This is a genomic window from Actinospineispora acaciae DSM 45401 (genome assembly GCF_000620785.1).
Classification (GTDB): domain Bacteria; phylum Actinomycetota; class Actinomycetes; order Mycobacteriales; family Pseudonocardiaceae; genus Pseudonocardia; species Pseudonocardia acaciae.
This window is the reverse complement of record NZ_JIAI01000006.1, coordinates 56,802-80,718: the sequence shown is the minus strand read 5'-3', so window position 1 is coordinate 80,718 and position 23,917 is coordinate 56,802. Positions and strand designations below refer to the sequence as shown.

At 73.1% G+C, this 23,917-nt stretch carries 25 protein-coding genes and 1 pseudogene; 11 read left to right on the top strand and 15 right to left on the bottom strand.

What is annotated here, in order from left to right:
• Positions 1–173: 173 nt before the first annotated feature.
• The 3 genes from N912_RS0125940 (at position 174) to N912_RS0125930 (ending at position 2,191) form a co-directional block, all read left to right on the top strand.
• Positions 174–548 carry a DUF6223 family protein gene (locus N912_RS0125940; RefSeq protein WP_028924687.1) on the top strand — a complete coding sequence of 125 codons (375 nt, stop codon included), beginning with the start codon at positions 174–176 and terminating at the stop codon, positions 546–548.
• Positions 549–638: 90 nt separating this feature from the next.
• On the top strand, positions 639–1,721 hold the full coding sequence (locus tag N912_RS0125935; protein WP_028924686.1) for an LLM class flavin-dependent oxidoreductase: 1,083 nt from the start codon (positions 639–641) through the stop codon (positions 1,719–1,721).
• A gap of 68 nt (positions 1,722–1,789) precedes the next feature.
• A complete protein-coding gene (locus tag N912_RS0125930; RefSeq protein WP_211261398.1) occupies positions 1,790–2,191 on the top strand; it encodes a DUF6980 family protein in 402 nt (133 codons plus the stop codon).
• A gap of 24 nt (positions 2,192–2,215) precedes the next feature.
• Here N912_RS0125930 and N912_RS60685 read toward each other — a convergent pair whose 3' ends face one another.
• From N912_RS60685 to N912_RS0125915, 3 genes are all read right to left on the bottom strand, one after another.
• On the bottom strand, positions 2,216–3,436 hold the full coding sequence (locus N912_RS60685; protein WP_028924684.1) for a PucR family transcriptional regulator: 1,221 nt from the start codon (positions 3,434–3,436) through the stop codon (positions 2,216–2,218).
• A 9-nt stretch (positions 3,437–3,445) separates the two neighbouring features.
• Positions 3,446–4,675: an MFS transporter gene (locus N912_RS0125920; protein ID WP_028924683.1), complete on the bottom strand. Its 1,230-nt coding sequence runs from the start codon at positions 4,673–4,675 to the stop codon at positions 3,446–3,448.
• A gap of 238 nt (positions 4,676–4,913) precedes the next feature.
• Positions 4,914–5,330, bottom strand: a complete 417-nt coding sequence (locus tag N912_RS0125915) for an MmcQ/YjbR family DNA-binding protein (RefSeq protein ID WP_028924682.1) — start codon at positions 5,328–5,330, stop codon at positions 4,914–4,916.
• A gap of 85 nt (positions 5,331–5,415) precedes the next feature.
• Between N912_RS0125915 and N912_RS67090 the strand changes: the two are divergent.
• A pseudogene (locus tag N912_RS67090) lies at positions 5,416–5,697 on the top strand (DUF981 family protein); the annotation flags it as partial.
• A gap of 50 nt (positions 5,698–5,747) precedes the next feature.
• Complete coding sequence (locus N912_RS65265) at positions 5,748–6,140, top strand: DUF981 family protein (protein WP_211261397.1); 393 nt, start codon at positions 5,748–5,750, stop codon at positions 6,138–6,140.
• On the opposite strand, the gene N912_RS0125905 is transcribed toward N912_RS65265, so the two are convergent.
• The 6 genes from N912_RS0125905 to N912_RS54630 are packed head-to-tail and all read right to left on the bottom strand — an operon-like array spanning position 6,127 to position 13,065.
• Positions 6,127–7,473: a dihydroorotase gene (locus N912_RS0125905; RefSeq protein ID WP_028924681.1), complete on the bottom strand. Its 1,347-nt coding sequence runs from the start codon at positions 7,471–7,473 to the stop codon at positions 6,127–6,129. The genes N912_RS65265 and N912_RS0125905 overlap by 14 nt on opposite strands.
• 10 nt (positions 7,474–7,483) lie before the next feature.
• Positions 7,484–8,962, bottom strand: coding sequence for an aldehyde dehydrogenase (locus N912_RS0125900; protein ID WP_028924680.1), 1,479 nt, complete (start codon positions 8,960–8,962; stop codon positions 7,484–7,486).
• Entirely contained in the window at positions 8,959–9,951 is a 993-nt protein-coding gene (locus N912_RS54635; protein ID WP_156994019.1) for an amidohydrolase family protein, read from the bottom strand. The genes N912_RS0125900 and N912_RS54635 overlap by 4 nt, the downstream gene beginning before the upstream one ends.
• On the bottom strand, positions 9,948–10,562 hold the full coding sequence (locus N912_RS0125890) for a cysteine hydrolase family protein (RefSeq protein WP_037066639.1): 615 nt from the start codon (positions 10,560–10,562) through the stop codon (positions 9,948–9,950). The genes N912_RS54635 and N912_RS0125890 overlap by 4 nt, the downstream gene beginning before the upstream one ends.
• Positions 10,559–11,806, bottom strand: a complete 1,248-nt coding sequence (locus N912_RS0125885) for an alpha/beta hydrolase family protein (RefSeq protein ID WP_028924678.1) — start codon at positions 11,804–11,806, stop codon at positions 10,559–10,561. The genes N912_RS0125890 and N912_RS0125885 overlap by 4 nt, the downstream gene beginning before the upstream one ends.
• Positions 11,803–13,065, bottom strand: coding sequence for an MFS transporter (locus N912_RS54630; protein WP_051580796.1), 1,263 nt, complete (start codon positions 13,063–13,065; stop codon positions 11,803–11,805). Before N912_RS54630 ends, N912_RS0125885 begins: the two co-directional genes overlap by 4 nt.
• Before the next feature lie 90 nt (positions 13,066–13,155).
• Between N912_RS54630 and N912_RS0125875 the strand changes: the two genes are divergently transcribed.
• Both N912_RS0125875 and N912_RS54625 read left to right on the top strand, forming a co-directional pair.
• Positions 13,156–14,157: an asparaginase gene (locus tag N912_RS0125875; RefSeq protein ID WP_051580793.1), complete on the top strand. Its 1,002-nt coding sequence runs from the start codon at positions 13,156–13,158 to the stop codon at positions 14,155–14,157.
• Between the two features lie 52 nt (positions 14,158–14,209).
• Complete coding sequence (locus tag N912_RS54625) at positions 14,210–14,881, top strand: GntR family transcriptional regulator (protein WP_051580791.1); 672 nt, start codon at positions 14,210–14,212, stop codon at positions 14,879–14,881.
• Here N912_RS54625 and N912_RS0125865 read toward each other — a convergent pair.
• On the bottom strand, positions 14,878–15,669 hold the full coding sequence (locus N912_RS0125865) for a helix-turn-helix transcriptional regulator (protein ID WP_028924676.1): 792 nt from the start codon (positions 15,667–15,669) through the stop codon (positions 14,878–14,880). The two genes, N912_RS54625 and N912_RS0125865, sit on opposite strands and share 4 nt — an antisense overlap.
• A gap of 88 nt (positions 15,670–15,757) precedes the next feature.
• Here N912_RS0125865 and N912_RS0125860 point away from each other — a divergent pair, with 88 nt between their 5' ends.
• Together N912_RS0125860 and N912_RS0125855 are read left to right on the top strand one after the other, a co-directional pair.
• A complete protein-coding gene (locus N912_RS0125860; protein ID WP_028924675.1) occupies positions 15,758–16,474 on the top strand; it encodes an SDR family NAD(P)-dependent oxidoreductase in 717 nt (238 codons plus the stop codon).
• Positions 16,475–16,558: 84 nt separating this feature from the next.
• Positions 16,559–17,185, top strand: a complete 627-nt coding sequence (locus N912_RS0125855; RefSeq protein WP_028924674.1) for a superoxide dismutase — start codon at positions 16,559–16,561, stop codon at positions 17,183–17,185.
• 62 nt (positions 17,186–17,247) lie between these two features.
• Here N912_RS0125855 and N912_RS0125850 read toward each other — a convergent pair whose 3' ends face one another.
• From N912_RS0125850 to N912_RS0125840, 3 genes are read right to left on the bottom strand one after another with little or no spacing between them, the layout of a single operon-like run.
• Positions 17,248–18,435: a hypothetical protein gene (locus N912_RS0125850; RefSeq protein WP_028924673.1), complete on the bottom strand. Its 1,188-nt coding sequence runs from the start codon at positions 18,433–18,435 to the stop codon at positions 17,248–17,250.
• Positions 18,435–19,271 (bottom strand): phosphate/phosphite/phosphonate ABC transporter substrate-binding protein, encoded by an 837-nt coding sequence (locus N912_RS0125845; protein WP_028924672.1) that lies wholly within the window; start codon positions 19,269–19,271, stop codon positions 18,435–18,437. Before N912_RS0125845 ends, N912_RS0125850 begins: the two co-directional genes overlap by 1 nt.
• Positions 19,271–20,413, bottom strand: coding sequence for an acyl-CoA dehydrogenase family protein (locus N912_RS0125840; protein WP_245645424.1), 1,143 nt, complete (start codon positions 20,411–20,413; stop codon positions 19,271–19,273). The genes N912_RS0125845 and N912_RS0125840 overlap by 1 nt, the downstream gene beginning before the upstream one ends.
• A 219-nt stretch (positions 20,414–20,632) precedes the next feature.
• On the opposite strand from N912_RS0125840, the gene N912_RS0125835 reads away from it, so the two are divergent.
• Positions 20,633–21,736: an FAD-dependent monooxygenase gene (locus N912_RS0125835; RefSeq protein ID WP_028924670.1), complete on the top strand. Its 1,104-nt coding sequence runs from the start codon at positions 20,633–20,635 to the stop codon at positions 21,734–21,736.
• Between the two features lie 8 nt (positions 21,737–21,744).
• Entirely contained in the window at positions 21,745–22,602 is an 858-nt protein-coding gene (locus N912_RS0125830) for an LLM class flavin-dependent oxidoreductase (protein WP_028924669.1), read from the top strand.
• 31 nt (positions 22,603–22,633) lie between these two features.
• Here N912_RS0125830 and N912_RS0125825 read toward each other — a convergent pair whose 3' ends face one another.
• A complete protein-coding gene (locus tag N912_RS0125825; RefSeq protein WP_028924668.1) occupies positions 22,634–23,176 on the bottom strand; it encodes a dihydrofolate reductase family protein in 543 nt (180 codons plus the stop codon).
• Positions 23,177–23,225: 49 nt separating this feature from the next.
• On the bottom strand, positions 23,226–23,915 hold the full coding sequence (locus N912_RS0125820) for a helix-turn-helix domain-containing protein (protein WP_028924667.1): 690 nt from the start codon (positions 23,913–23,915) through the stop codon (positions 23,226–23,228).
• Between the last annotated feature and the right edge of the window lie 2 nt (positions 23,916–23,917).

The following is a 23,917-nucleotide window of genomic DNA, read 5'->3' as shown; positions in this document are numbered from 1 at the left end:
GTGCGCGTGCCACCGAGGGCGTGCATCCGCCGGGCGCGGTGTCTCGGCCCTACCGCGCCCGGCCGACGCTACGCCGAGGGCATCAGCCGAAAGACACCGCGGCCGCCCGACGCGCGAACCCCGCCGCGACGGCCACCATCGCTTCCACCGCACTTCAGGAGAGGTGATCCTCGATGTCAATCCTGCGACTGATCCTCGCCGATGCCGCACCGACGACCGCGTACGTCTGCGTCGCCGCCGGTGGTTACGAGATCGGCACCGGGCGAGCCGTACCCACCGTCGCCGCCCTGCTGGGGCTGGCCGGCGTGGTGATCGGCGGGCTGGCCGTGGCCCGCTCCGCGCGCGGCGGCACCGGCGACGGACGAGCCATCACGGCCTTGGTGCTGGGGCTGGTCGGCGTGGTCGTCGGCGGCCTGCACTGGGCCAACGTCGCCGGCGGCCTCGGCACCGGCAACGGGCTGGCCGGTGCCGTCGCGGCGGTCGCCCTGGGCCTGGTCGGCGTGGTCCTCGGCGCGCTGGCGCTGGCCCGCTCCCGCCGCGCCGGCTGACCCTCGTTCACGACTCCTGTCATCCGCCGGGGTCGGATTTCGCGGGCCGGGCCAGTGCGTGCGGGCGGTGTCGCTCGCTTCACTGGAGCGATGAAACTCGGTTACTGCTCGATGCCCATGCACCCACCGGGGCGCCCGTGGGCGGACACCCTGGCCGAGGACCGGGAGGCGGTGATCGTGGCCGACCGGCTGGGTTTCCACGACGCGTTCATCGGCGAGCACCTGACCGACCGGTACGAGACGATCACCAACAGCCTGGTGTTCCTGGCCACGCTGATCCCCCAGACGCGGCAGATCAAGCTGGCCACCGGGACGACGAACCTGTCGCACACCCACCCCGCGCTGGTCGCCGTGCAGTCGGCGATGTTCGACCACCTCGCGGGCGGGCGGTTCATCCTCGGCATCAGCCCGGGCGCGCTGCCGTCCGACGCCGAGCTGCTGGGCATCCTGGACGAGGACCGCAACCAGATGTTCGCCGAGGCCATCGACGTCATCCTCGGGCTGTGGGGCGGGCAGCCGCCGTACTCGCTGCGATCCGGGCGGTTCGCGGTGAGCACCGAGCGGACGATCGACCTCGACCTCGGCGTTGGCGTCGTCCCCAAGCCGCTGCAGTCGCCCCGCCCGGAGATCGTCGGCACCGTGGTGGCCCCGTACTCCCAGGGCGCCACCGCCATGGGCGCGCGCGACTTCCACCCGCTGTCGGCGAACTTCCTGCTGCCGCGCTGGGTGGCCACCCACTGGCCCAAGTACCTGGAGGGCAAGCCCGGCGCCTCGCCCCAGGACTGGCGGATCGCGCGCACCGTGTTCGTCGCCGACGACGACGCCGTGGCCCAGGCCTACGGCCGCGACGACCCCGGGAGTCCGTACCGGTTCTACTACGCGCAGATGCTCGCGAAGATGCGCAAGCTCGGCCGCCTCGGCCTGTTCAAGACCCACCGCGACCAGCCGGACGACGAGGTCACGCTCGACTCCGTACTCGACCAACTGGTGATCACCGGCACCCCCGACGCCGTCGCCGACCAGATCCTGGCCTTCGCCGACGAGGTCGGCCCGTTCGGCGAGCTCGTCTACGCCGGCCTGGACTGGGTCGACCCCAAGCTGGCCCGCCGCTCCATGGAACTGCTCGCCGAGAAGGTCATGCCCCAGGTGAACGGCCAACCCGTGAGTGGTTAGCGTTGCTATGACAACGCTAACCACTCACGGGTCCGAAACCGGATTGCCGACGGCGTCAGAATGGCGGGGTGTCCGACAATGGTGGCCGGCCCCGGCGTGTGCTCGACGTGGCGTTCGGCGTTCGGGATCAGTGGGGCGCCCCGCCCGGCGTGACCCATTGCTGCGACATGATGACGAGCAACGTGGACCTGGAATGCCATCGGTGCTCGGACAGGTACGAGTGCACGGACAACCTGGTGACCTTCATCGCGAGGTGGCAGGAGTACGGGCTGATCATCCACGACGGCGGGACGTCGTACGTCACCATTGACTTCTGCCCGTGGTGTGGCGCGCGCCTTCCGGAGTCGCAGAGCGACAGGTGGTTCGACGAGCTCGAGGAACTGGGGATCGACGCTTCCGACGTCGACAACATCCCGGAGGACTACCTCACCGACCGATGGCTGAGCCGGTCAGACCCCGTGAGTGGTTAGCGTTGCTATGGCAACGCTAACCACTCACGGGTTGGCGAGGAGGCGGTGTAGGCGCAGGGCGACCTCGAGCTCGGTGCGGCGGTCGCGGACGGGGACGCCGAGCTTGGTCTCGATCTTGTGCAGGCGGTTGCGGACGGTGTGTTCGTGCAGGCGCAGGTGCTTGGCCACCGCGACGTGGCTGCCGAGCTGGAACGAGGCGTCGAGCGTCTCGCGCAGCTTGGCGGCCTCGGAGGTGCGTCGGGCGAGCGGGCCCAGCTCCTTGGTCACGAAGGCTTCGGCCAGCTCGCGGTCCTGCATCAGCAGCAGCTCCAGGCCCATGTCGGCGTGCCGGATGACCTGGTTCTGGCGCAGCGCGGGGCGCAGCCGTTCGACCCGGCGGGCCTGCTCGAACGCGTGCCGGAACCCGGCCACGCCGGCGGCCGGCTCGCTGATCGATGCGGTGACGCCGGCGGCGGTGAGGGTCGCGCGGACGGTCTCGATCTTCTCGTCGGGCCAGCCGCCGGGGGCCGCGAGCCAGACGACGGTGCTGGCGATGCTCGGCGGGTAGCTCAGCGTGCGCCGGGGGCGGACCGCGGCGCGCAGCGCGTTGAGCACGGTGTCCACGCCCGCGCTGGTGTCGGGCAGCAGGATCGCCAGGTGCTCGGCGTCGAGATCGTAGTCGATCAGTACCAGGTCCGACGGCGTCGGGGTCACGTCATCGCCGTGCAGGATGTCGCGGACCAGGCGCTGGCGGATGTGCGCCCGGGACCTGTTGAACGCGTCCTCGGACCTGGCGAACTTCTCGGCGACCTGCGACACCACCCGGTTCTGGTACGTCAGCACCAGCCGGGTCACCCTGGTCTGGGCGGCCAGGGCCGGATCCCTCGGGACGTCGAGGCGGACCAGCGTGCGGTGCAGCAGGTCCGCCCACGCCTCCCACTGGATGACGAAGCTCAGCCGGTAGGACCGTTGCAGCAGGTGCTGCGGGACGTGCAGCCGGGCCTGGACGTCGGCCAGGGCCAGCCGCCGGCGCAGGGTGACCTGGTCGATCTCCAGCCGCCCGCACAGCACGTCGCGCAGCGCGCCCACGTTCTCGTAGACACTGTCGCGCAGCGCGGCCACGAACGCGGCGTCGCCCAGGTACGCGGGGAAGACCTCGGCCAGGCAGCGGCTGATCACCTCCTCGCACAGGTCGGTGACGTCGAACTGCGCGATGGCCGCGCGCGCCCACGGCGCGATCGCGTCCTCGGAACCGGCTGTCGGCACAGGCGCGCCCTACGCCGGAGAGGCCCGCCGCGCGGCCAGCGCCAGCCCCGCCGCGACCACGCAGAACGCGCAGATCTGGATGAGCGCCGCGCCGGTCCAGCCGACGCCGCCGACGAGCTTGCCGAACAGGTAGCCGGAGAACGCCGCCGGGATGTAGATGGACGCCACGAACAGGCCCGAGCCGTGCGCCGCGACCGACCGCTTCACCGACTTGATGATGCCGGCCGCGAGGTTGGCGTAGACCACCCCGCTGATCGCCGCGCCGTAGACGAACGAGAGCACCAGGTGGACCCAGACCTCGCCGGTCCCGCTGAACAGCACGTACCCGGCCACCGCCGAGATCACCAGCGCCACCGCGAGCAGCCTGCGGAAGTCGACCCGGTCCCCCAGCCACCCACCGACCAGCGAGAAGAACGCCCCGAGCCCGTACATGCTGACCGCGAGCCCGGCCTGCGCCGCCGTGTAGTGCAGCGCCTCCCGCAGGTAGGTCGGGTACAGGCCGAGGTAGGCGTAGATGGCCAGCCCGGCGAACACCGTGGAGGCGCCGAGCAGCATCGGGTTGCGGGCCAGCAGCCGGGGCGCGCCGAAGTCCTCCAGCGGGCCGTGCGCGGTGTCCTGCCCGCGCGCCTCGGTCAGCCACGGCCGCACCACCAGCGCCACCAGCACCAGGATCACGAACCCGACCACGCCGAACACGATCAGCGGGTGCCACCAGCCCCCGGTGTCCCGCAGCGCGGCGCCGAGGTTCGGGCCGACCAGCGCGCCGACGCCGAAGGTGAAGTTGATCGCGCCGACGGCGAACGCGCGGTTGCGCACGAAGTACCCGGTGGCGATGGCCAGCAGCGCGGTGAGCTGCATCGCCTCGCCGAGGCCCGACAGGAACCGGTACCCGAGCATGTCCCAGAACCCGACCGAGTACGCCGTGAGCAAAGTGGCCGCCGAGAACAGCGCCAGCCCGGCCAGCGCGACGGTCTTGCGGGACGAGCGGGCCAGCAGGAAGCCGGTCGGGATGCCCGCGACGCCCATGCCGAGGGTGAAGATCGTCGACTGCAGGCCGACCTGGGCGAGGTTGAAACCGAACTGCGTGCCGACGTCCTTGGCGATGGTCGGGAACAGCTGGCGGTCCATCGCATTGATCACGTACGAGAGCAGGAGCACGGCGTACATGGAGATCGCGAGCACGGCCGGGCGGCCCGGCGCGGCGGAGTTCAGCGTCGGGCTCGCGCCAGATGTCGTCATGTCCCGGTCCTCCGCTCGGCATCGCCCCGTCGCGATCGGTGAGCTTGATCCTTGTGACGGCCCGTCCGGCGCGCATTGTCCGAGGCCGTCAACTTTGCGCCGTCACAGTGACGGAACCCATGAGGGTTGTTCACGCTCCAGGCGCGAGGGCGGGCCGGAGGCTCGTCCGAGCGGCTGGACCAGGCGGTTTGATCGCCGGAGGCGATTCGTGAACAACCCTCGAATGAGCAGAGCGTGTTCAGGCTCGGCTCGCGAGCCACTTGGCCGCCCTGGTCGGTGAGGCGCGCGCGAGCCAGGCGTCCTGGACCACCTCGGCCAGCTCCCCGACGGTGATCTCGCCGAGCCGGCTGCCCCTGACCAGCACCGAGAGGTGGCCGTTGAAGTGCGGCGTGGTGAAGAACGGCGTTCCCTCGTCCTGTACGAGCGCGAGCTTCTCGGACTCGGACTCCACCCAGAACATGATCACGTCGGTGAGCCGCTGGCCGGTCTCCGGGTCGACCGCGTCCGGGCGCGGCGTCCGGAAGAACACGAACGACTTGCCGCCGACCTGGTAGACCGGGTTCCCCTTCGGTCCGTACTCCACCTTCACGTGCGGCATTCCGGACGCCAGCTCGTGCACGTCCTCGACCCGCGCCGGGCGTTGCGCGTCCGCCATGGCGGCAGCTTACGACCGCGCCCGCCACGGCCGGAACGGGTGAAGGATCAACTCGGAGCACCGCCCACGTCATTACTCTCGTCACATGTACCACATGAGTCCCGCGCTCACCGAGGCCGGGCTGAAGATCGACTGGGCTCGGATGCCCACCTACAACACGATCATGGCGGTGGCCGCCGGGGTCGGGTTGTTGCTGGTCGTCGGGCTGGGACGAACCCTGCTCGCGCCCGGGCGCACGTTCGTCCCGGAAAGCTGGGCGCTGGCGTTCGGGGTGCTGGGGTTCATCCTCACCGTGACCGGCCTGCACATGACCCTGACCTGGCCGCTGGCCGGGCAGGGCTTCCCGTTCGACAACGTCATCTTCGGCGAGCCCGCGCTGGCGTTCGGGGTGCTGCTGGCCGCCGCCGCGATCTTCCTGTGGCGGCGCGGGCCACGCTGCTGGACTCCTCGGAGCGGGTCGCGCACGCCGCGCGGCTGGCCGGGCCGGTGTCGCTGTTCGTGGTGGGGCTGGGGCTGGCCTGTTTCGGGATCGCGGCGGCGGGCTGGACCTACACGCTGTTCGCCGCCCCGCCGCAGGAGCCGATCTCCGGGGCGTTCGCCGGCGTGCCGGTGCTGGAGGCGAGCTTCATCTCCGGGCTGTACGTGTTGGTCGGGGTGGGCGCCGTGCTGTTCCCGCTGGTGTTGCGCGAGCCGAGGGGCTGGGCGGCGCGGGTGGTGGGCGCGGCGTGGGCGGTGGCCGGCGCGGTGTTCGCGCTGTTCGGGGCGTTGAACTACTTCACCCATATCGGCCTCATCGTCAACACGATGTGACGGCGCCGGCACCCGGAAGGAAGGCGCCGGAGCGGGGGCCGTCGGCGGCGATGGAGGTGCCCCGGAGGTACGTACGGACGACGCGGCCGGTGACCTCGCGGCCGTCGTAGGGCGTCCAGCCGGCCTTGGAGAGGACGTCGGCGTTGCGCAGGGTGCGGGGTGCGTCCGCGTCCACCAGAACCAGGTCGGCGTCCGCGCCCGGCAGCAGGCTGCCTTTCCGGGGCCACAGGCCGTAGGCGCGGGCGGGCGCCTCGCAGTAGGCCCGCGCCACGTCCTCGTAGGACAGGTGCCCCCGGGCGGCGGCGTCGAGGAGCAGGGCGTAGGTGCTGTCCAGGCCGGGAAGTCCGAAGTGGACGTTCCAGATGTCGCCGGCGCGCTTCTGCTCCAAGGTGGACGGGGCGTGGTCGCTGGACATGTGGGTGAGCGTGCCGGCGCGCAGCAGCCGCCACATCTCGCGCTCGTCGTCGTCCACCCGGGCCCGGGCCGGGGGCGTGAACTTGCGTAGCGGGCCGTGCTCGTGCACCTCGTCCTCGCGCAGCAGGAAGTACTGCGGGCAGGACTCGGCGGCCAGCCGCGCGCCCCGGTGGCGTTCCGCGGTGACGTACTCGGCGACCTCGGGGTTGCTGACGTGCGCCACCGTGGCCCTGGCCCCGGTGCGGCGCACCAGCAGGGCGGCCACCGCGGCGGCGACCAGCTCGGCGTCGCGCTCGCGCCAGTCCAGCAGGATGCCGTTGTCCTCCCGGCCCTGCGCGCGCAGCACCTGCTCGGCGGCCGAGGTGAGCGACTCGTCCTCGCAGTGCATCAGCGTGACCGCGTCGGCCTGGGCGCTGGCCTGCAGGTGTGCCTTGAGCGCGGCGGCGTCGTGGCCCGGCACGCCGTGGGTGGTGCAGGTGAACAGCTTGAAGAACGACACCCCGGCGGCCCAGAGCGGCCCGACCGCGTCGGTGTGTCCCGGCCAGGCGTGCGCGGCCAGCCCGAAGTCCACGTGCGAGCGCCCGCCCAGGTAGTCGATCTTGGCGCGCAGGTCGTCGACGGTGCGCACCGGCTGGCCGTGGGAGTGCTCGACGATCGTGGTCACCCCGGCGGTGGCCGCGGCGGCGGTGCCGGTCGGGAAGTCCTCGCGCTCGGTGCTGCCCGGGTCCATCAGGTGCACGTGGGTGTCCACGCCGCCGGGCAGGAGCAGCAGCCCGGAGGCGTCCACGGTGGTCGCGGCCGAGGGCCGGTCCGGGCCGACCGAGCGGATCCGGCCGCCGTCGACGGCGACGTGTGCCCGGCGGGTGCCGTGCGGGGTGACCACGGCGGCCCCGCTGATCAGCAGGTCGACCTCGGGCATTGCTGTCCTTTCACGAGTAACGCAGGTCGTCGGGGCCGGCGAACCAGTCGAACGGCCGGTCGGAGGTGTTCAGGATGACGCTCTTCGGGCGGGTGTAGCCGCGGTAGGCCTCCAGGCCGTTCTCCGAGCCGATCCCGCTGTCCTTGGCCCCGCCCCACGGCGAGGCGGGGTCGATCCGGTGGTGATCGTTGACCCAGATGATGCCGATGTCCAGCTTGTCGCACACCCGCAGCGCCCGCCCGACGTCCCGGGTCCACACCGAGCCGGCGAGCCCGAACGGCGAGTCGTTCGCCAACGCCACCGCGTCGTCCTCGTCCTCGAACGGCGCGACCAGGGTGACCGGGCCGAACACCTCCTCGCGCCACAGCTCGTGGTCGCGGGCCACCCCGGCCAGCACGGTCGGCTCGTAGAACCAGCCGGGACGGTCCGGCGCCCGGCCGCCGCACAGCACCCGGGCGCCCTGGGCTCGGGCCCGCTGGACGGCATCGGCGACCTTGTCCCGCTGCCCGGCGGACACCAGCGGGCCGACCTGCGTGGCCGGGTCCATCGGGTCGCCCAGGCGCAGCCCGCCGGCCCGTTCCACCAGCCGCTGGACGAACGGTTCGTAGATCGAGCGGTGCACGAGCGTGCGCGCGCCCTGCACGCAGGTCTGGCCGGACGCGATGAACGCGGCGAACAGCGCGCCCGCCACGGCCGGTTCGATCGCGGCGTCGTCGAAGATCAGCACCGGGGCCTTGCCGCCGAGCTCGGCGGTCACCGGGATCAGCGAGCGGCCGGCGTTCGCGGCGATCGCCCTGCCGGTCTCGGTGCCGCCGGTGATGTCCAGCTTGTTCAGCCCGGGGTGCTCGGACAGCGCGCGGCCGGTGGTGGCGCCGTCGCCGGTCACCACGTTGACCACGCCGGCGGGCACGCCGGCCTCCTCCAGCAGCGACGCCAGCCGGTGCGGGACGGCCGGGCCGAGCTCGCTGGGCTTGAGCACGACCGAGTTGCCGGCGGCGAGCGCGGCGGAGAGCTTCTTCATGGTGATCAGCAGCGGGTGGTTCCACGGCGTGATCAGCCCGACCACGCCGAGCGGGACGCGGTGCACGACGTTGAGGTGGTCGGGGCCGAAGTTCGGGACGGTGCCCTCGGCGGTCTGGGCCACGGCGGCGAAGTACTCCAGCCACTCCGGCAGCCGGCGCAGCTGGGCGCGCATCTCGCGCAGCGGGCGGCCGATCTGGCGGGTCTCCAGGGCGGCGTAGTCGTCGATGCGCTCGGCCAGCAGCGCGGCGGCCCGGTTGAGCACGCGCGCCCGCTCGCGGGGGTGGGTGGCCCGCCAGCGGCCGTCGTCGAACGCGGCGCGGGCGGCGGCCACGGCGTCGGCGACGTCGGCGGCGGTGCCGAGCGCGGCGTCGAACAGGTGCTCGCCGGTGGCCGGGTTGCGCACCGCGAGCGTCCGGCCGTCCGACGCGGGCCGGTCCTTGCCGTCGATGTGCAGGAGGAGGGTCATCGCCGGCCGTCCAGGGAGAACAGCCGCTCGGCGTTGCGGTGCGCCACGGCGGCCGTCGTCTCCGGGGGCAGTCGCAACCCGGCGAGCTGGTCGTAGAGGCCGCCGCCGCCCATGTCGAACGGCGTGTCGGTGCCGAACAGCACCCGGTCGGCGCCGACCTGGTCGAGCAGCCAGCCGGTGGCGGCCGGCCGGTGGGTCAGCGTGTCGTAGTGGAAGCGGCGCAGGTAGTCGCTCGGTCGGTGGTGCGGGCGGGCGGCTTCGGGGCGGACCCGATGGCCGTGGTCGAGCCGGCCGATCTGGTACGGCAGGTGCCCGCCGCCGTGCACCAGCACGCAGTCCAGCCCCGGCAGCTCGTCCAGCGTGCCGGAGAACATCAGCCGGGACGCGCACACCGCCGTCTGCCAGGGGTTTCCCTGCAGGTTCGTCAGGTAGAACTCGTCGAGCCCTGAGGAGGCGCCGACGTAGTACGGGTGGATGACCAGCGGCAGCCCGGCCTCGGCGGCGGCCGCCAGCACGGGCCGCAGCGTCTCGGAGTCCAGAGGCTCGTCCTCGCAGTGCGGGCCGACCTGAGCGGCCACCATCCCGAGCGCGGCGCACCGGCGCAGCTCGGCGACCGCCGCGTCCGGCCGTTGCAGCGGCAAGGTCGCGACAGGCGCGAACCGGGACGGGGCCTGGCGGGCCATGGCCACGATGGCGTCGTTGATCGCGCGCGCGGCGTCCACCGCCTCGTCGGCCGCGATCCAGTACAGGAACAGCGGCGGCGCGGCGGACAGCAGCGCCAGGTCCACGCCCGTCTTGTCCATCACCGCCAGCCGGGCCTCGACGTCGTGGAAGGCGTCCAGCAGCGGGTACCGGTAGCCCTGCCGATGCTCGACCCAGGGCGTCGACTCACCGGCCGTGAGCCGGATGCCGTCCGGGGCATCGCCGGCCCGCATGGCCTCCACCAGCACGGGCGGTATCACGTGCGCGTGTACGTCAATCGTTCTCACAGCGCCTTGACGACCTCCTCCGCGGTCGCGACCCAGCCGAACGCCTGGCGGATCACCGACAGCGCCGCGTCGTGCAGCGCGGGGTCCATGGTGTCCACGCAGTCCTCCACCACGACGACGGCGAAGTCCCGAGTGTTGCCGGCCACCGCGGTGGCGAGCACGCAGCTGTTCGTGTTCACCCCGGTCAGCAGCAGCGTGTCGACGCCCCGGGAACGCAGCGCGTGCTCCAGGTCGGTGGCGGCGAAGCAGTCGTACCGCTTCTTCCCCGTAACGACGAGATCGTCGGAGCCGTACACCTCGGGCATCAGCTCCAGGCCCGGACTGCCCGGGAGCTGGTGGTTGAGCACGTTCGCCCGGCTCGCGTCCGTGCCCGCCACCGCCGCCCACCAGGGGTTGGACGCGATCTCCGCCACCGACCGGTACGAGGTCACCACGTGCACCACCGGCACCGCCCGCTCCCTCGCCGCGCGCAGCAGCGGCCCATGAGCCGCGACCACCCGCTTGGCAACGACCTCGGGCAACGGCATGGTGGCCACCGCCGGATCCAGATGCCCCCGATGCATGTCGATGGTGACCACCGCCGCCCGGCCCAGCTCCGGCAGCGCGGTCACGACAGCTCCCTGGGATGCGGCCGCCGCTCGATCTCCCCGGTCGGCAGCACGTAGTCGACGTAGTCCTCGGCCGGCACCCCGTCCACCCGATCCAGCAACCAGTCCGCCGAGTAGGTCAGCCAGTTCGGACCCAACGCCACCGACGGCGTGGGCAACGACAACGCATGCCGCCCCTGCTGGTAGACGAGCATCGGAGACGGCCCCCCACTGTCCCGCGCCAGCTCATAACTGTGCTCAACAGGCGACAGCTCGTCCTCGTCCCCCGCGATCACCAGCCACGGCACCCGCATCTCCGAGATCACCGGCCGCAGGTCGATCTCCTTGGCCATCGCGTCGAACGCGTCCTCGTCGTGCTCCAGCCCGGACATCCACATGTACCGGGCCTTGAAGCTCGGCGAGGCCGCCTCGAAGATCATGTGCCCGCCCGGCTCGTGGCACACCAACCCGACCGCGCACCCGCGCAGCGACGGCTGGGTCGCGGCGATCTGCGTCATCCAGTACGAACCGAACGACAACCCGAACCCGACGATCCGCTCCGCGTCCACCTCCGCCCGGGCCCGGCACCAGCCCACCACCGCCTCGCCGGCGTCGACCCACGCGGTCGGGGTGAACTTCACGCCCCTGATCGGCGCCTCCCCCTGCCCCGGCCCGTCGAACGACAGCACCGCGAACCCCCGCGCCAGCAGCTTGTCCCCGTACAGGTTGACGTTCAGCTCCTTCGGCGCGTCCATCCCGCCGCACGCGATCACCGTCGGCAGCCGGCCGCCCTCGTACCCCACCGGCAGGTGGAACCAGGCCGGGATGAACCCGTCCCCGAACGGGATCTCCACCCGCTCCACGTAGTGGTCGGCCAGCCGCGCGTACGCGCCGTAGCAGCGGTTCTTCTTGTCGTCCAGCTCCACCAGCTCGGCGGTGTCCGCCCAGATCGGCCACTCGGCGCTGGCGTAGAGCAGCGCGGCGTGGAAGTAGTGCTCGCGGGCGGTCACCTCGCGACCGGCGTCCTCGGCGGCCACCGCCTTCGCCTCGCGCCGCCCGGCCAGCTCGGTGAACACCGGCGTGATGTCGGCGAACTTGCTGATCCGCGACTGCGCCACCGCGAAGTCGGGCCTCGCGTCCACCCCCATCGGGCGCAGCGTGTACGCCACCCGGGGCTGGTCCCACTCCAGCCCGTCGGTCCGCAGCACCGAGTCGACCAGCCAGCGCAGCTCGTGCCAACGCCTCGGCCCCGTGATCTCGCCGCTCAACCCGTCGACCTCCTCATCGCGTTGGAGAACCGGCTCACGTCCACGAACAGCAGCGCGACCACCCCGAACAGCGGCAGCACGGTGAGCTGCCAGACCGCCGCCCCACCCCACCCGGTGGCCCCGACCAGCGCGGAGAACAGGTAGCCGGCCAGCGCCGCCGGCACGTAGAAGCTCGCCACGTACAGCCCCGACGCCCGCCCCACCATCGCCGGCAGCACCGCCCGCTGCATCGCCGAGTAGATGTTGACGAACAGGAACCCGCTGGCGATCGCCCCCTCGGCGAACGACAGCGCCACCTGCGGCCCCAGCGTGGTCGGCCCGTTGAACAGCAGGTACCCCACCACCGACCCGGCCAGCAGCGCGCCGATCATGATGTGCCGCTGGTTGAACCGGTCGCCGAGCCAACCGGCGGGCAGCCCCATCAGCGCCCCGATGCCGAACATGCTCGCCGCCAGCCCCGCCTGCTCGCGCCCGAACCCCAGCCGCTCCTGCAGGAACGTCGGGTACAGCCCGATGTAGCCGTACATCGCCACCCCGACGACGACGGCGGTGAACGCCAGCAACAGCAGGTTGCGGTTGTAGAGCACCGCCGGCACCCGGCTCAGGTCCAGCCCGCCGTCCGCCGAGGTCGTCTTCTCCACCTGCTCGGTGAACCGCCGGCTGACCACCGCCCCGACCACGACCACGAGCACCAGCCCCACCCCGCCGTAGAGGTAGAACGGCGCCCGCCAGTCCCCCGACGTGGTCGCGAAGTGCGCGCCGAGCAGCGGCCCGACGAAGCTGCCCACCCCGTAGGCGAAGTTGAGGCTGCCCAGCGCGAGCGCCCGGTTGGCGAAGAAGTAGGCGCCGACCGCCGAGAACAGCGCCGCGTTCTGCATCGCCTCCCCGACCCCGGACAGCGCGCGGTAGGCGAACATGTCCCAGTAGCCGAAGGCCAACGCCGTAAGCACGGTGAACGCCGAGAAGATGAGGATCCCGAGCGCCATCACCGCGCGCCTCGACATCCGGTCCAGCAGGTAGCCGGTCGGCAGCCCGGCCACGCCGATGCCCAGGGTGAAGATCGTGGACAACAGCCCGCCCTGGCCGAGGCTGAACGCCAGCTCCTTGCGGATGTCCGGCAGCAGCACCGGGAACACCTGGCGGTCCATGGCATTGAGCACGTAGGACAACCCCAGCACCACCAGCGTGACCAGGGCGACCGCCCTGGTCAGCCGGGCCAGGCCGGCGCCGGGCGCCGCCTGGTCGGACCGCGTGGTCATCGGCGATCACGCTCCTTCGGGGATCCGCCGCTTCCGTCGGTGTCGTGCACCCTATAAAATCGACGATGCATGATGCAAGAAGGGTTCTCCATGACGCATGCGCACGTAGCGATCGCCTCCCTCGGGGGGACGATCACCATGACCGGCCAGGGTGGCGGCGTCACCCCGACCCTGGGCGCCGACGAGCTGATCGCCGCCGTCCCGGAGCTGGCGCGGGTGGCCACCATCGAGGCCACCACGCTCGCCTCGCTGCCCGGGGCTTCGCTCTCCTTCGACGACGTGCTCGCCGCGCTGCGCTGGGCGGACGACGCGGTGGCCGGTGGCGCGAGCGGTGCGGTGCTGATCCAGGGCACCGACACGCTGCCGGAGACCGCCTACCTGCTCGACCTGCACTGGCGGCGTCCCGAGCCGCTGGTCGTGACCGGCGCGATGCGCCCGGCCGGCGTACCCGGCGCGGACGGCCCGGCGAACCTGCTGGCCGCCGTGCGGGTCGCCGCGCGCTGCACGTCGGTCGGCGCGGTGGTGGTGATGAACGACGAGGTGCACGCGGCGGCCAGGGTGCGCAAGTCGCACGCCTTCAGCCTGGCCGCCTTCACCTCGCCGGACTTCGGGCCGCTGGGCGTGCTGGTCGAGGGCAGCCCCGTCCTGGGCCATCCGCCGCACCGATGGCCGGCGCTCGCGCCACCCCCGCCCGGACTGGAGCACCCCGAGGTGGCGGTGGTCGACGCCTGCCTCGGCGACGACGGCCGGCTGCTGCGGCTGGCCCGCTCGGGCGGCTACCGGGGCGCGGTGGTGTCGGCCTTCGGCGCGGGCCACGTCCCGTTCGCCCTGGCCGACGCGGTCGGCGACGCGCTGGACGGCGACATGGCCGTGGTGTTCGCCAGCCGGACCGGCGCGGGCACCACGCTGAACGGCACCTACGGCTTCGCCGGCTCCGAGCGGGACCTGATCGGGCGCGGCGCGGTGCCCGCCGGATGGCTGGACCCGCACAAGGCCCGGATCCTGCTGTGGGCGCTACTGGCCGCCCGCGCCTCCCCCGAACGCATCCGCGACGAGTTCGCCCGGCGCGGCGGGCCGCCCGTGCCCGGCTAGAGCGGGACACGCTCTAGGTTCGCACTGTCCGTTCCGACGTCGTGAGGTCCCCGTGCCGATCAACCCGCTTGCCGCCCCGCCGCGAACGCGCACCGCCTACGAGCACGTGCGCGCCACGCTGCGGGCCGCGATCCTGGACCGCACGCTGTCCGCCGGGGAGCGCCTGGTGCAGTCCGAGCTCGCCTCCCAGCTCGGCGTCAGCACCACCCCCGTCCGGGAGGCCCTGCGCGACCTGGCCACCGAGGGCCTTGTCCTGTTCGACTCGCACCGGGGCGCCATCGTCCGCCCGCTCAACATCGACGAGGTACGGGAGATCTACGAACTCCGGATGACGCTCGAACCGATCATGGTCAGGCGGGTGATCGAGCGGATCACCGACGAGCAACTGGCCCGCGCCGCCGACCTGGCCGCTCAGATGCGCACCGAGTCGGACATGTCGACCTGGGTCAACCTCAACCGGGCGTTCCACGGGGTCTTCACCGAGATCGACGACAAGAGCCGGCTGGCCACCATCCTCGCCGGCCTGCGCGACAGCGCCGCCGGCTACGTCGCCGTCTCGCTGGACGCCCAGCCGCGCCACATCGCCGAGGCCAACGCCGAACACGAGCAGCTGCTGGACATCTACCGCCGCCGCGACGCCGACGCCGCCATCGAGCTGACGCTGCAGCACCTGCGCTCCACCCTGGCCATCATCGAGGAAGCGCACACCGAGGGCCTCCTCTAGGCCAGCTGGCGCAGGGCTCGGGCGGCCTGGCTGCCGGGGTCGGCGGTGATGAACACGACCTGTTGGTCGACGTCGGGCACGGCGAGCACGTCGCAGTTCAGCCGCAGCGGGCCGAGGGTCGGGTGGTCGATCGTCTTGGTGCGGTGGCCGGGGGTACGGACCGGGTTGGTGTCCCAGATCGCGACGAACTCCTCGCTGGCGGCGCGCAGCTCGGCGACCAGGACGGCCAGCCGGGCATCGCGGGGATACCGGGCGGCAGAGGCGCGCAGCCGGGCCACGGCGATGTGGCCGAACTCCTCGGCGGCGGAGCTCTCGAAGTGGCCCAGGCCCAGGAAGCGGCGCCTGGCCAGGTTCGGCTCGCGGTCCAGGCCGGCCAGCAGCGCGTCCGCGAGCGAATTGCGCGCGATCACGTCGTAGCTCGCGTCGGTCACCACGGCGGCCGTGTCCGGCATCCGGCGGAGCATGTCGGCCACGTGGGGACGGACCCGGCGCACCGGACCCTCGGGCGCCGGCGGGTTCGCCCCGGCCAGGCCGAACAGGTGCGACCGCTCGGCCGGGCTGAGCCGCAGCGCGCCGGCGATGGCCGTCAGCACCCGGGGCGAGGGGCGCGGCCCCCTGGCCTGTTCGAGGCGGGCGTAGTACTCCACCGACATGTGCGCCAGCCCGGCGACCTCCTCGCGGCGCAGCCCGGGGGTGCGCCGCCGGCCGCCGGCCGGGATGCCCACGTCAACGGGCCGCAGCTCGCCGCGCCGGTCCCGCAGGAACCGGGCCAGCTCCCCTCTCACCATCCGCCCTCCCACCGCGTCGTCCACGGGTCGGGTGCCAGGTATCGGTTGTGCCTGGTTCGGCCGCACTCCGAACAGCACCGTCGACACCATGAAGGATTCCATCGCCCTGGTGACCGGCGCCAACAAGGGCATCGGCAAGGAGATCGCGCGCCGGCTCGCCGCCGCCGGGCTCACCGTCCACGTCGGCTGCCGCGACGCCGCGCGCGGCGAACGCGCGGCAACCGAGATCGGCGGCAACGCCCGACCGCTGGTCCTGGACGTCACCGACGCCGGCAGTGTCGCCGAGGCGGCGGGCACGGTCGAGCGGCTGGACATCCTGGTGAACAACGCCGGGATCATGGTCGACACCGCCTCGGCGGTGGACGCCGACCTGGCCAGCTTCCGGCGCACCTACGAGACGAACCTGTTCGGCGTGCTGGCCGTGACGAACGCGTTCCTGCCCGCGCTGCGCCGCTCCGCCGCGCCGAGGATCGTGAACGTCTCCAGCGGCACCGGCTCGCTGGCCTGGAGCGCGGACCCGGGGCGCGAGTTCGCGGTCAGCGCCGGATCCGCCGCCGCCTACCGCTCGTCCAAGACCGCGCTGAACGCGGTGACGCTGTTCTACGCCCAGGCGCTGGCCGCCGAGGGCTTCAAGGTGAACGCCCTGGCCCCCGGCCTGCGCCGGACCGACCTCAACGCGCGCGCCGCAACCAGCGACGGCGACCCCGCCGAGGCCGCCGCCGGGGCCGTCCGCCTGGCGCTGCTGGGCGGCGACGGGCCCACCGGCCGGTTCGTGTCCTGGGACGGCACCCCCGTCCCCTGGTGACGTGTCGATCACAGGCACTTGACCTCAACAGCGGTTGAGGGACGAGCGTCTCCGGTGCGCACGAGCTTGAGGAGGAGACGACCGATGACCCAGTACGTCCTGCCCGACCTGCCGTACGACTACGGCGCGCTGGCCCCGCACATCGCGGGCGAGATCATGGAGCTGCACCACTCCAAGCACCACCAGACCTACGTCAACGGCCTGAACGGCGCCCTCGACCAGCTCGCGGAAGCCCGCGCATCGGGTTCGTTCGGCTCGATCGTGGGGCTGGAGAAGACGCTGGCGTTCAACCTCGGCGGGCACGTCAACCACTCTTTGTTCTGGAACAACCTGTCCCCGGACGGCGGTGACAAGCCGACCGGCGAGCTGGCCGCCGCCATCGACGACGCGTTCGGCTCGTTCGACGGTTTCCGGGCGCATTTCACCGCCGCCGCGACCACGATCCAGGGCTCGGGCTGGGCGATCCTCGGGTGGGACGTGCTCGGCCGGCGGCTGCTGATCCACCAGCTGTACGACCAGCAGGCCAACCTGCCCGCCGGCCAGGTTCCGCTGGTGCTCCTGGACATGTGGGAGCACGCTTTCTACCTGCAGTACCGCAACGTCAAGCCGGACTATGTGAAGGCATGGTGGAACGTGGTGAACTGGGCCGACGCCGCCGACCGGTTCACCGCCGCGCGGGCCGGCACCCTGACCGTCCCCGGGAGCGCCTGAACTCGCTCCCACCACACGGCGAGGGGGCGGGCATCGCGTCCGCCCCCTCGCCACCCGCGGCGTCACATGAAGTTGCGGGTGTGCAGGGCGGACAGCTCGGCCGCCTCGTCGGGCGGGAAGCCCAGCCTGGCCAGCCGCTGGCGGCGGCCGTCGTCCATCGCGCGGTGCAGCTCCGCCACGGCTCGGTGACCGCGCGCGATCGCGGCCGGGGTCCACTCGCCGGCCGCGAGGACGACCAGCGCGTCGAACACGTCGGCGTTCAGGCCGGCGGTGTCGACCAGCGCGTCGTGCCGGCGTTCGATCGCGGCGCGCAGCTTGCCGCGCAGGGTGGGGTCGAGCGCGGCCTGGTGTTCCAGGTGGGCGACGCCGAACGCCACGTGCCGGGCCTCGTCGACGCGCGCGAGCCTGGTGACCTGGCGGGTGACCGGGTCGGGGGCGTGCTGGTCGAGGAAGGCGAGCAGGGCCAGGAAGCTGCCCTCCCCGAGCACCGAGAGCAGGAACGAGGCCAGCGAGAAGTCCGGCTCGGCCAGCAGCGTGGTCAGCGACGCCCGCCCGCCCGCCGAGGAGGTGCCCATCTCGCCGCCGTGCAGCAGCGCGCGGCGGGTGAACACCTCCACGTGGCGGGCCTCGTCGGCGGCCTGCACCGCGAGCAGCTGCTGCACCTCCCGGAAGTGCGGGTGCACCCTGGCGAGCAGCCGCGCCGGGATGACCAGCGCGGCCTGCTCGTTCTCCACCAGGTAGGTCATCACCTGCACCACCGCCGCCTCGATCTCGGCGGGCAGCTTCGTGCCGGCGGACCAGTCCACGGCGGTGGCCGGGTCCCACTGCGCGGCGGCGGCGTGCGCGTACAGCCGGGGCGCCAGGTCGGCCCAGACCACGTCGCGGTCGTCCAGGTCGAACGACGCCACCGCCGGCCCGCCCGCCTCCACCAGCGCGCCGCGGGCGGCCAGCCCCCAGTGCGCGGGCGGCCGGCGGACCAGTCCGTCCGGGTCGGGCCGCCCGGCGCGCTCGGCACCGGCCCAGCGCTGCAGGTCGGCCCGCCCTCGGGTGAGCGTGTACCCGCCGTCGGGGTGCTCGGCGAAGCCGTGGCCGCGAGCCCGGCACCAGGCGCGCAGGTGCACGCCCAGCGCCGGGTCCGCCCCGACCACCCGCAGCCGCGCCCCCGGTGGGAGCCCGCGCAGCGCCCGGTCCACCAGCAGGTGCGCGCCGGAGGTGAACGCCAGCGCCTCCAGGTCCAGCCGGGGCGTCATCAGGGCGCGTACTCCGCCGCCGTCACCCGGCCCTCGGCGTCGTAGAACCCGACCTGGTCCACCGCGTCGGCGAGCTGGCCGTACCCGCTGGTCCGGCCCTCCCGCCAGACCCGCAGGCCCTCCAGGTCCAGCAGCGGCCGCACCTCCGGGTCCTCGTAGGACATCGCCAGCAGCAGCTCGACGAACCTTTCCGACGGTGCGTTGTCGGCCAGCGTCATCGTGCAGTGGTCGTACGGCGGGGTCTGGGCCACGATCCGGGTGCCGGCCGGGAGCGTGCCCTCCTTGGTGAACAGCAGGTGGTTGCCGTCGATCATGCAGGCGGCGTCGACCCGGCCGGCGGCGAGCGCTCGCGCGGCGTCGCGTTCGCCGCCGATGTGGTCGCCGTGCAGCCCCACGCCCACGTCGAACCGGCGCACGGTGATGTCCCGGACGCCGACCGAGCGCAGGTGCGCCAACGGGATCAGCGTGGCCTGCGGCGAGTCCACCGCCCCGACCGCCACCGTGGCGCCCTCGAGGTCCGCGACGGACGTGATCTCGGAGTCCTCCCGGACCACCACGACCGAGGTCAGGTCCCGGTCGGTGTCGCGCATGAGCGCCGCGGTCACCGACCGTCCCCGCGCGCGAGCGAGGCGTTCGGCGCGCAGCGCGGCCAGCGGGGAGTTCCAGGCGGCGTGGATGCGGCCGTCGACCAGGTCGTCGACCTGCCGTTCGTAGTGCGAGTACAGCACGAAGTCGAACGCCAGCCCGTTGCCGGCCAGCCAGCGGCGGAAGCCCTCCCAGATGGTCACCACCTTGGGGTCGTAGGCCACCGCGCCCATCAGCAGCGTCTCGGGCATCAGGCACCCGCCCCGTCCAGCAGCGGCTGGCCCAGCGCGGCGCGGCCCACGAAGTCCCGCAGCGCCTGGGTGGTCGGGGCCATCACCCTGGCGGCCAGCGCGTCGCGGAACCGCCGCTCCACGCCCAGCTCCTTGCGGAACGCCGCGCCGCCGCAGACCCGCATCACCCCGTCCGCGACCTCGGCGGCGGCCTCGCCCGCGACCGCCTTGACCTGAAGCACCCGCAGCATCGCGTCCTCCCGCCCGGCGGCCAGCGCCGCGAGGGTGTCGGCCAGGAACGCGCGCGCCTCCGCCGCCCTGGTCAGCAGCGCGGCGTACTCGGCGCGGGTGGCCGGCTGCTCGGCCAGCGTGGCGTCCAGGTGCTCCAGCCGGGTCGCGGTCAGGTGCGCGGCGGCCTCGTCGAGCAGCGCCTGCGCCAGGCCGACGGAGAACGCGGCGCTGCCCACCAGGAACGTCGGCAACGCCATCGACAGCGCGATGTCCAGCCCGGAGCCGTCCGCGCCGAGCATCGCGCCGGCCGGCACCACCACGCCGGCCGCGGTGACCGGCCGCGACGCGTTGCCCCGCAGCCCCAGCCCGTCGAACGCGCCCGGCGCGCTCAACCCCGCCGCGTCCGCCGGCACCAGCCACAGCGTCATCGGCCCCGGCTCGGCCAGCGGCCGGCTGGACCAGACGTAGCTGTCCGCCTCGCCGGCCGAGGTGATCCAGCTCTTGCGGGCGTCCAGCCGCACCCCATCAGGTGCCACGGCGGCGGTGCTGGTCGGAGCCCAGAAGTGGGCGCGCGAGCCGGCCTCGGAGAAGGCCAGCGTGCTCAGGTGCTCGCCCCGGGCGATCGCCTCGCGCACCTCGCGCGGGCCGTGCGCCTCCAGCACCGACACCGCCGAGAAGTGCATCAACACGACCATCGCCGTGGACGAGCACGCACCGGCGAGCCGCTCCACGATCATGGCCACCTCGGCGACGCCTCCCCCGCCCCCGCCCAGCTCGGGCGCGCTGGTGGCGCCCAGGATCCCGGCCTTGGCGAGCGCGTCGATGCCGGCGCGCGGAAACGAACCGTCCCTGTCCACCTCGGCGGCGGCCGGCGCGATCACCTCGCTGATCACGGCGTGCAGGGGCTCGGCGGTTGTTGCGGCTGAACTCACGAAAGGTCTCCTCATCGTGCGTGTCGGCCGCCGCGCCGAAGGGGTGCGTCAACCCGAGGGGACGCCGACGGCCATGTGGGGATCCGCCCGACCGGACGGAGGGATGCTGCTGCCTCAACGACGGGTAGGCACGCGGCTCACCTCCCCACACGGCACGTTGTGAGGCGAGCGTACTGAACGAACCGGCCGCCGCAGAACAGTCGCTGGCATGATCGGGTCATGCCGAGCGTCGTGATCGTCGGTGCCGGGATCGGCGGGCTCAGCGCCGCGATCGGGCTGCACCGGGCCGGGTGGCGGGTGCGGGTGCTGGAGCGGGCCGAGGAGTTCGCGCCGGTGGGCGCCGGGATCACGCTGTGGCCGAACGCGCTGCGGGCGCTGCGCGCGCTCGGGGTGGAGCTGGACGCGGACGGCGCGGGAGTCGGCGGGGTCCGCACCCGGTCCGGCCGGTGGCTGGCCCGGTGGCGCTGGTCGGAGCTGGAGCGGCTGGCCGGCGGCCCGCTGACCGCCGTGTCCCGCGCGCGGCTGCACGGTGCCCTGCTCGACGCCCTGTTCGACGCCGTACCCGCCGGCGCGATCCGACTCGGCACCACCGTGACCGAGGTCCCCGAGGCGGACCTGGTCGTGGCCGCCGACGGGATCGACAGCGCGCTGCGCGCCCGGCTGTTCCCCGAGCTGCCCGCGCCGGTCGCCAACGGCACCACCACCTGGCGGGGCATCGCGCCGGTGCCGCGCTCCGGCGTGCCGGGGTGGTCGAACAGCTGGGCCGGCGCCAGGGAGTTCGGCATCGTGCCGCTCGGGCGCGAGCGGGTGTACTGGTTCGCCGCCATGCCCGCGCCGCCCGGCGAGACCCACGACGACGAGCGCGCGTTCGTGGCCGAGCACTTCGGCGACTGGCACGAGCCGATCCCCGAGCTCATCGCCACCACCGAGACCGTCCTGCACCTGGACATCCGTCACCTCGCCACGCTGCCCGCCTCGTACGTCGCCGGCCGGGTCGCGCTGCTCGGCGACGCCGCGCACGCCATGCCGCCGAACCTCGGCCAGGGCGGCGGCATGGCGATCGAGGACGCCCTGACCCTGGCCGCCGCGCTCGCCGACACCGGCGACGATGTGCCCGCCGCGCTGGCCCGCTACGACCGCGAACGCCGCCCGCGCACCGCCGCGGTGGCCGGCGAGGCCGCCCGGCTGTCCCGGCTGATGTCGATCGGGCATCCGGCCGTGACCGCCGTGCGCGACACCGCCACCCGGCTGTTGCCGGCCTCGCTCATGCTGCGGTCCATCGCGCGCTGGTCGCGCTGGCCGGCCCCTTCTTTACCGGGATAATCGGCGGCGTGCGCTTCTCGATCAACGTTCCCAACTTCGGGGACTTCTCCGATCCCAGGACGGTGGCCGAGCTGGCCCGGGCCGCCGAGGCGGCGGGGTGGGACGCGCTGTTCGTCTGGGACCACGTCGTGCACCGGCGCCACCCTCGGCCGTTCGGGGACCCGTGGATGCTGCTCACCGCCGCGGCGCTGGCGACCTCCCGGATCCGGTTGGGGACGCTGGTCACCCCGGTGGCCCGGCGGCGGCCGCAGCAGCTCGCGCGGCAGGTGGCCACGCTGGACGCGGTCAGCGGCGGGCGGGTGATCTTCGGCGCGGGCCTCGGCGGGCCGCTCGAGGACGAGTACGGCAGCTTCGGCGAGCCGACCGACCCGGTCGTGCTGGCCGGGCGGATGGACGAGGGCCTTGACCTGCTGCGGCGGTTCTGGTCGGGCGAGCCGGTGAACCATCACGGGCCGAACTACGAGGTCCGGGACGTGACCCTGCTGCCGGCCACGGTGCAGCGCCCCCGACCGCCGGTCTGGGTCGCCGGCTACTGGCCGCGCCGCGCGCCGATGCGCCGGGCCGCCCGGTGGGACGGCGCCGTCCCGCTGTTCACCGACGCCAGGCACGGCCACGCGCCGCCGCTCGACCAGGTCCGCGACCTGGTCGCCTTCCTGCGCCGGCAGCGCGCCGACCGCGACGGCCCGTTCGAGATCGTGCTCGGCGCCGCCAGCCCGCCCGACGCCGCCAAGGCGCGCGACCTGATCGGCCCGCTGGTCGACGCGGGCGTCACCTGGTGGGACGAGCGGCACCTCCAGGGCACCGACGACATCGACAGGCTCGCGCCCATACTGCGCCGCGTCGAACAAGGCCCGCCCACCCTCTGACCCCACGGCGGGCGCGCGCTGGGGTGCCCGGCTACCGGCTCGGCGTATAGGCCAGCACCACCGTGCCGTTGCCGATGTCGGTGACTCCCTTCAGGTCCAGGGCGGTCGCGCCGATACCCGCCAGCAGCGACTCGCCGGAGCCCGCGACGAACGGCGAGATGCTCAGGTGCAGCTCGTCGAGCAGGCCCGCCTCGAGCAGCGCCCGGCTGAACGGGCCGTTGCCGTACTTCACCAACGTGCCGTCGCCGGACTCCTTGAGCCTGGCGACCGCCTCGATGGCATCGCCGGCGAGCACCTCGGCGTTCCAGGTGGTCTGCGTCAGCGTGGTGGAGGCGACGTACTTCGGCAGCGAGTTGATCTTGTCGGCGAGGTCGCCGGTCATGGCCGGCCACGTCGCGGCGAACCCCTCGTAGGTCGCCCGCCCGAGGACGAGACCGGCCGCGTGTTCCAGCAGCCGGAGCTGATAGTCGAACTGGTTGTCGTTGGGGACGACCTTCATCTGGGCAGCCCAGAAGTCGTCCCCGGAGTGCCTCCCGTCGAGCGAGAGGTGGTCGAACTCGATCAGTGTGCGCATGCCCGGAGACAACCATCCCGGTGATCGGCGCGTCTTGTATCGAACCGAATCAGAACGCGAGGAATGGGGTGCCGGCCCTCAGCTCGCCCGGGGTGTGGCCGGTCGCCGACCGCATCGCCCGCGCGAGCTGCGGCTGGTCGTAGTAGCCGGCGACGGTGACCACGTCGGCGATCGACTTCCCCGCCGCGAGGAGCCGCGCGGCGTGCCGGGCCTGCTCGACGGCGACGAGCTTGCGGCGCGACATCCCGACGGCCCGGCGGAACCGGATCTGCGCCGTCCGCTCCGACATGGCTCGCGGTCGTTCGCCGTGGCGGATCTCGTCGACGAGCGGATCGAAGATCAACAAACCGGCTCGCACCAGCCTGTTGACGAAGACGTCGACGTTCCGCTCGGTCGGCATCTCCCAGTCCCGGTTGTCCAGCACGATCCGGCCGCCCGAAAGGGTCGGCAGCACGGCGTCGTTCAGGTCGGCCAGGCCGGAAGGCGGGAACAGCGGCAGGTAGGCACCGAGCCGCAGGTCGACACCGAAGAACTCGGTGCCCTCCGGGCAGGTCATTCGGGTGGCCCTGGTCTCCGGACCGCGCAGGTGCGCCGTCACCGCGCCACTGGTCCGCGCGAACGCGAGCATGGAGCAGCTTTTGACCACCGAGGTGAACCCGGTCGCGGCGTCACAGCGCGCCGACCACACCCGTTGCACCAGCGGGAGCTCGCCGGCGACGGCGTCGAAACTCAGCCCCATGA

Excerpts from the sequence above, each read along its gene's own strand:
- N912_RS0125940 (WP_028924687.1), top strand. The coding sequence starts at position 174 with ATGTCAATCCTGCGACTGATCCTCGCCGATGCCGCACCGACGACCGCG.
- N912_RS0125935 (WP_028924686.1), top strand. The coding sequence starts at position 639 with ATGAAACTCGGTTACTGCTCGATGCCCATGCACCCACCGGGGCGCCCG.
- N912_RS0125920 (WP_028924683.1), bottom strand. The coding sequence starts at position 4,675 with ATGACGACATCTGGCGCGAGCCCGACGCTGAACTCCGCCGCGCCGGGC.
- N912_RS0125915 (WP_028924682.1), bottom strand. The coding sequence starts at position 5,330 with ATGGCGGACGCGCAACGCCCGGCGCGGGTCGAGGACGTGCACGAGCTG.
- N912_RS0125905 (WP_028924681.1), bottom strand. The coding sequence starts at position 7,473 with ATGCCCGAGGTCGACCTGCTGATCAGCGGGGCCGCCGTGGTCACCCCG.
- N912_RS0125900 (WP_028924680.1), bottom strand. The coding sequence starts at position 8,962 with ATGACCCTCCTCCTGCACATCGACGGCAAGGACCGGCCCGCGTCGGAC.
- N912_RS54630 (WP_051580796.1), bottom strand. The coding sequence starts at position 13,065 with ATGACCACGCGGTCCGACCAGGCGGCGCCCGGCGCCGGCCTGGCCCGG.
- N912_RS0125875 (WP_051580793.1), top strand. The coding sequence starts at position 13,156 with ATGACGCATGCGCACGTAGCGATCGCCTCCCTCGGGGGGACGATCACC.
- N912_RS0125865 (WP_028924676.1), bottom strand. The coding sequence starts at position 15,669 with ATGGTGAGAGGGGAGCTGGCCCGGTTCCTGCGGGACCGGCGCGGCGAG.
- N912_RS0125860 (WP_028924675.1), top strand. The coding sequence starts at position 15,758 with ATGAAGGATTCCATCGCCCTGGTGACCGGCGCCAACAAGGGCATCGGC.
- N912_RS0125855 (WP_028924674.1), top strand. The coding sequence starts at position 16,559 with ATGACCCAGTACGTCCTGCCCGACCTGCCGTACGACTACGGCGCGCTG.
- N912_RS0125850 (WP_028924673.1), bottom strand. The coding sequence starts at position 18,435 with ATGACGCCCCGGCTGGACCTGGAGGCGCTGGCGTTCACCTCCGGCGCG.
- N912_RS0125845 (WP_028924672.1), bottom strand. The coding sequence starts at position 19,271 with ATGCCCGAGACGCTGCTGATGGGCGCGGTGGCCTACGACCCCAAGGTG.
- N912_RS0125835 (WP_028924670.1), top strand. The coding sequence starts at position 20,633 with ATGCCGAGCGTCGTGATCGTCGGTGCCGGGATCGGCGGGCTCAGCGCC.
- N912_RS0125825 (WP_028924668.1), bottom strand. The coding sequence starts at position 23,176 with ATGCGCACACTGATCGAGTTCGACCACCTCTCGCTCGACGGGAGGCAC.
- N912_RS0125820 (WP_028924667.1), bottom strand. The coding sequence starts at position 23,915 with ATGGGGCTGAGTTTCGACGCCGTCGCCGGCGAGCTCCCGCTGGTGCAA.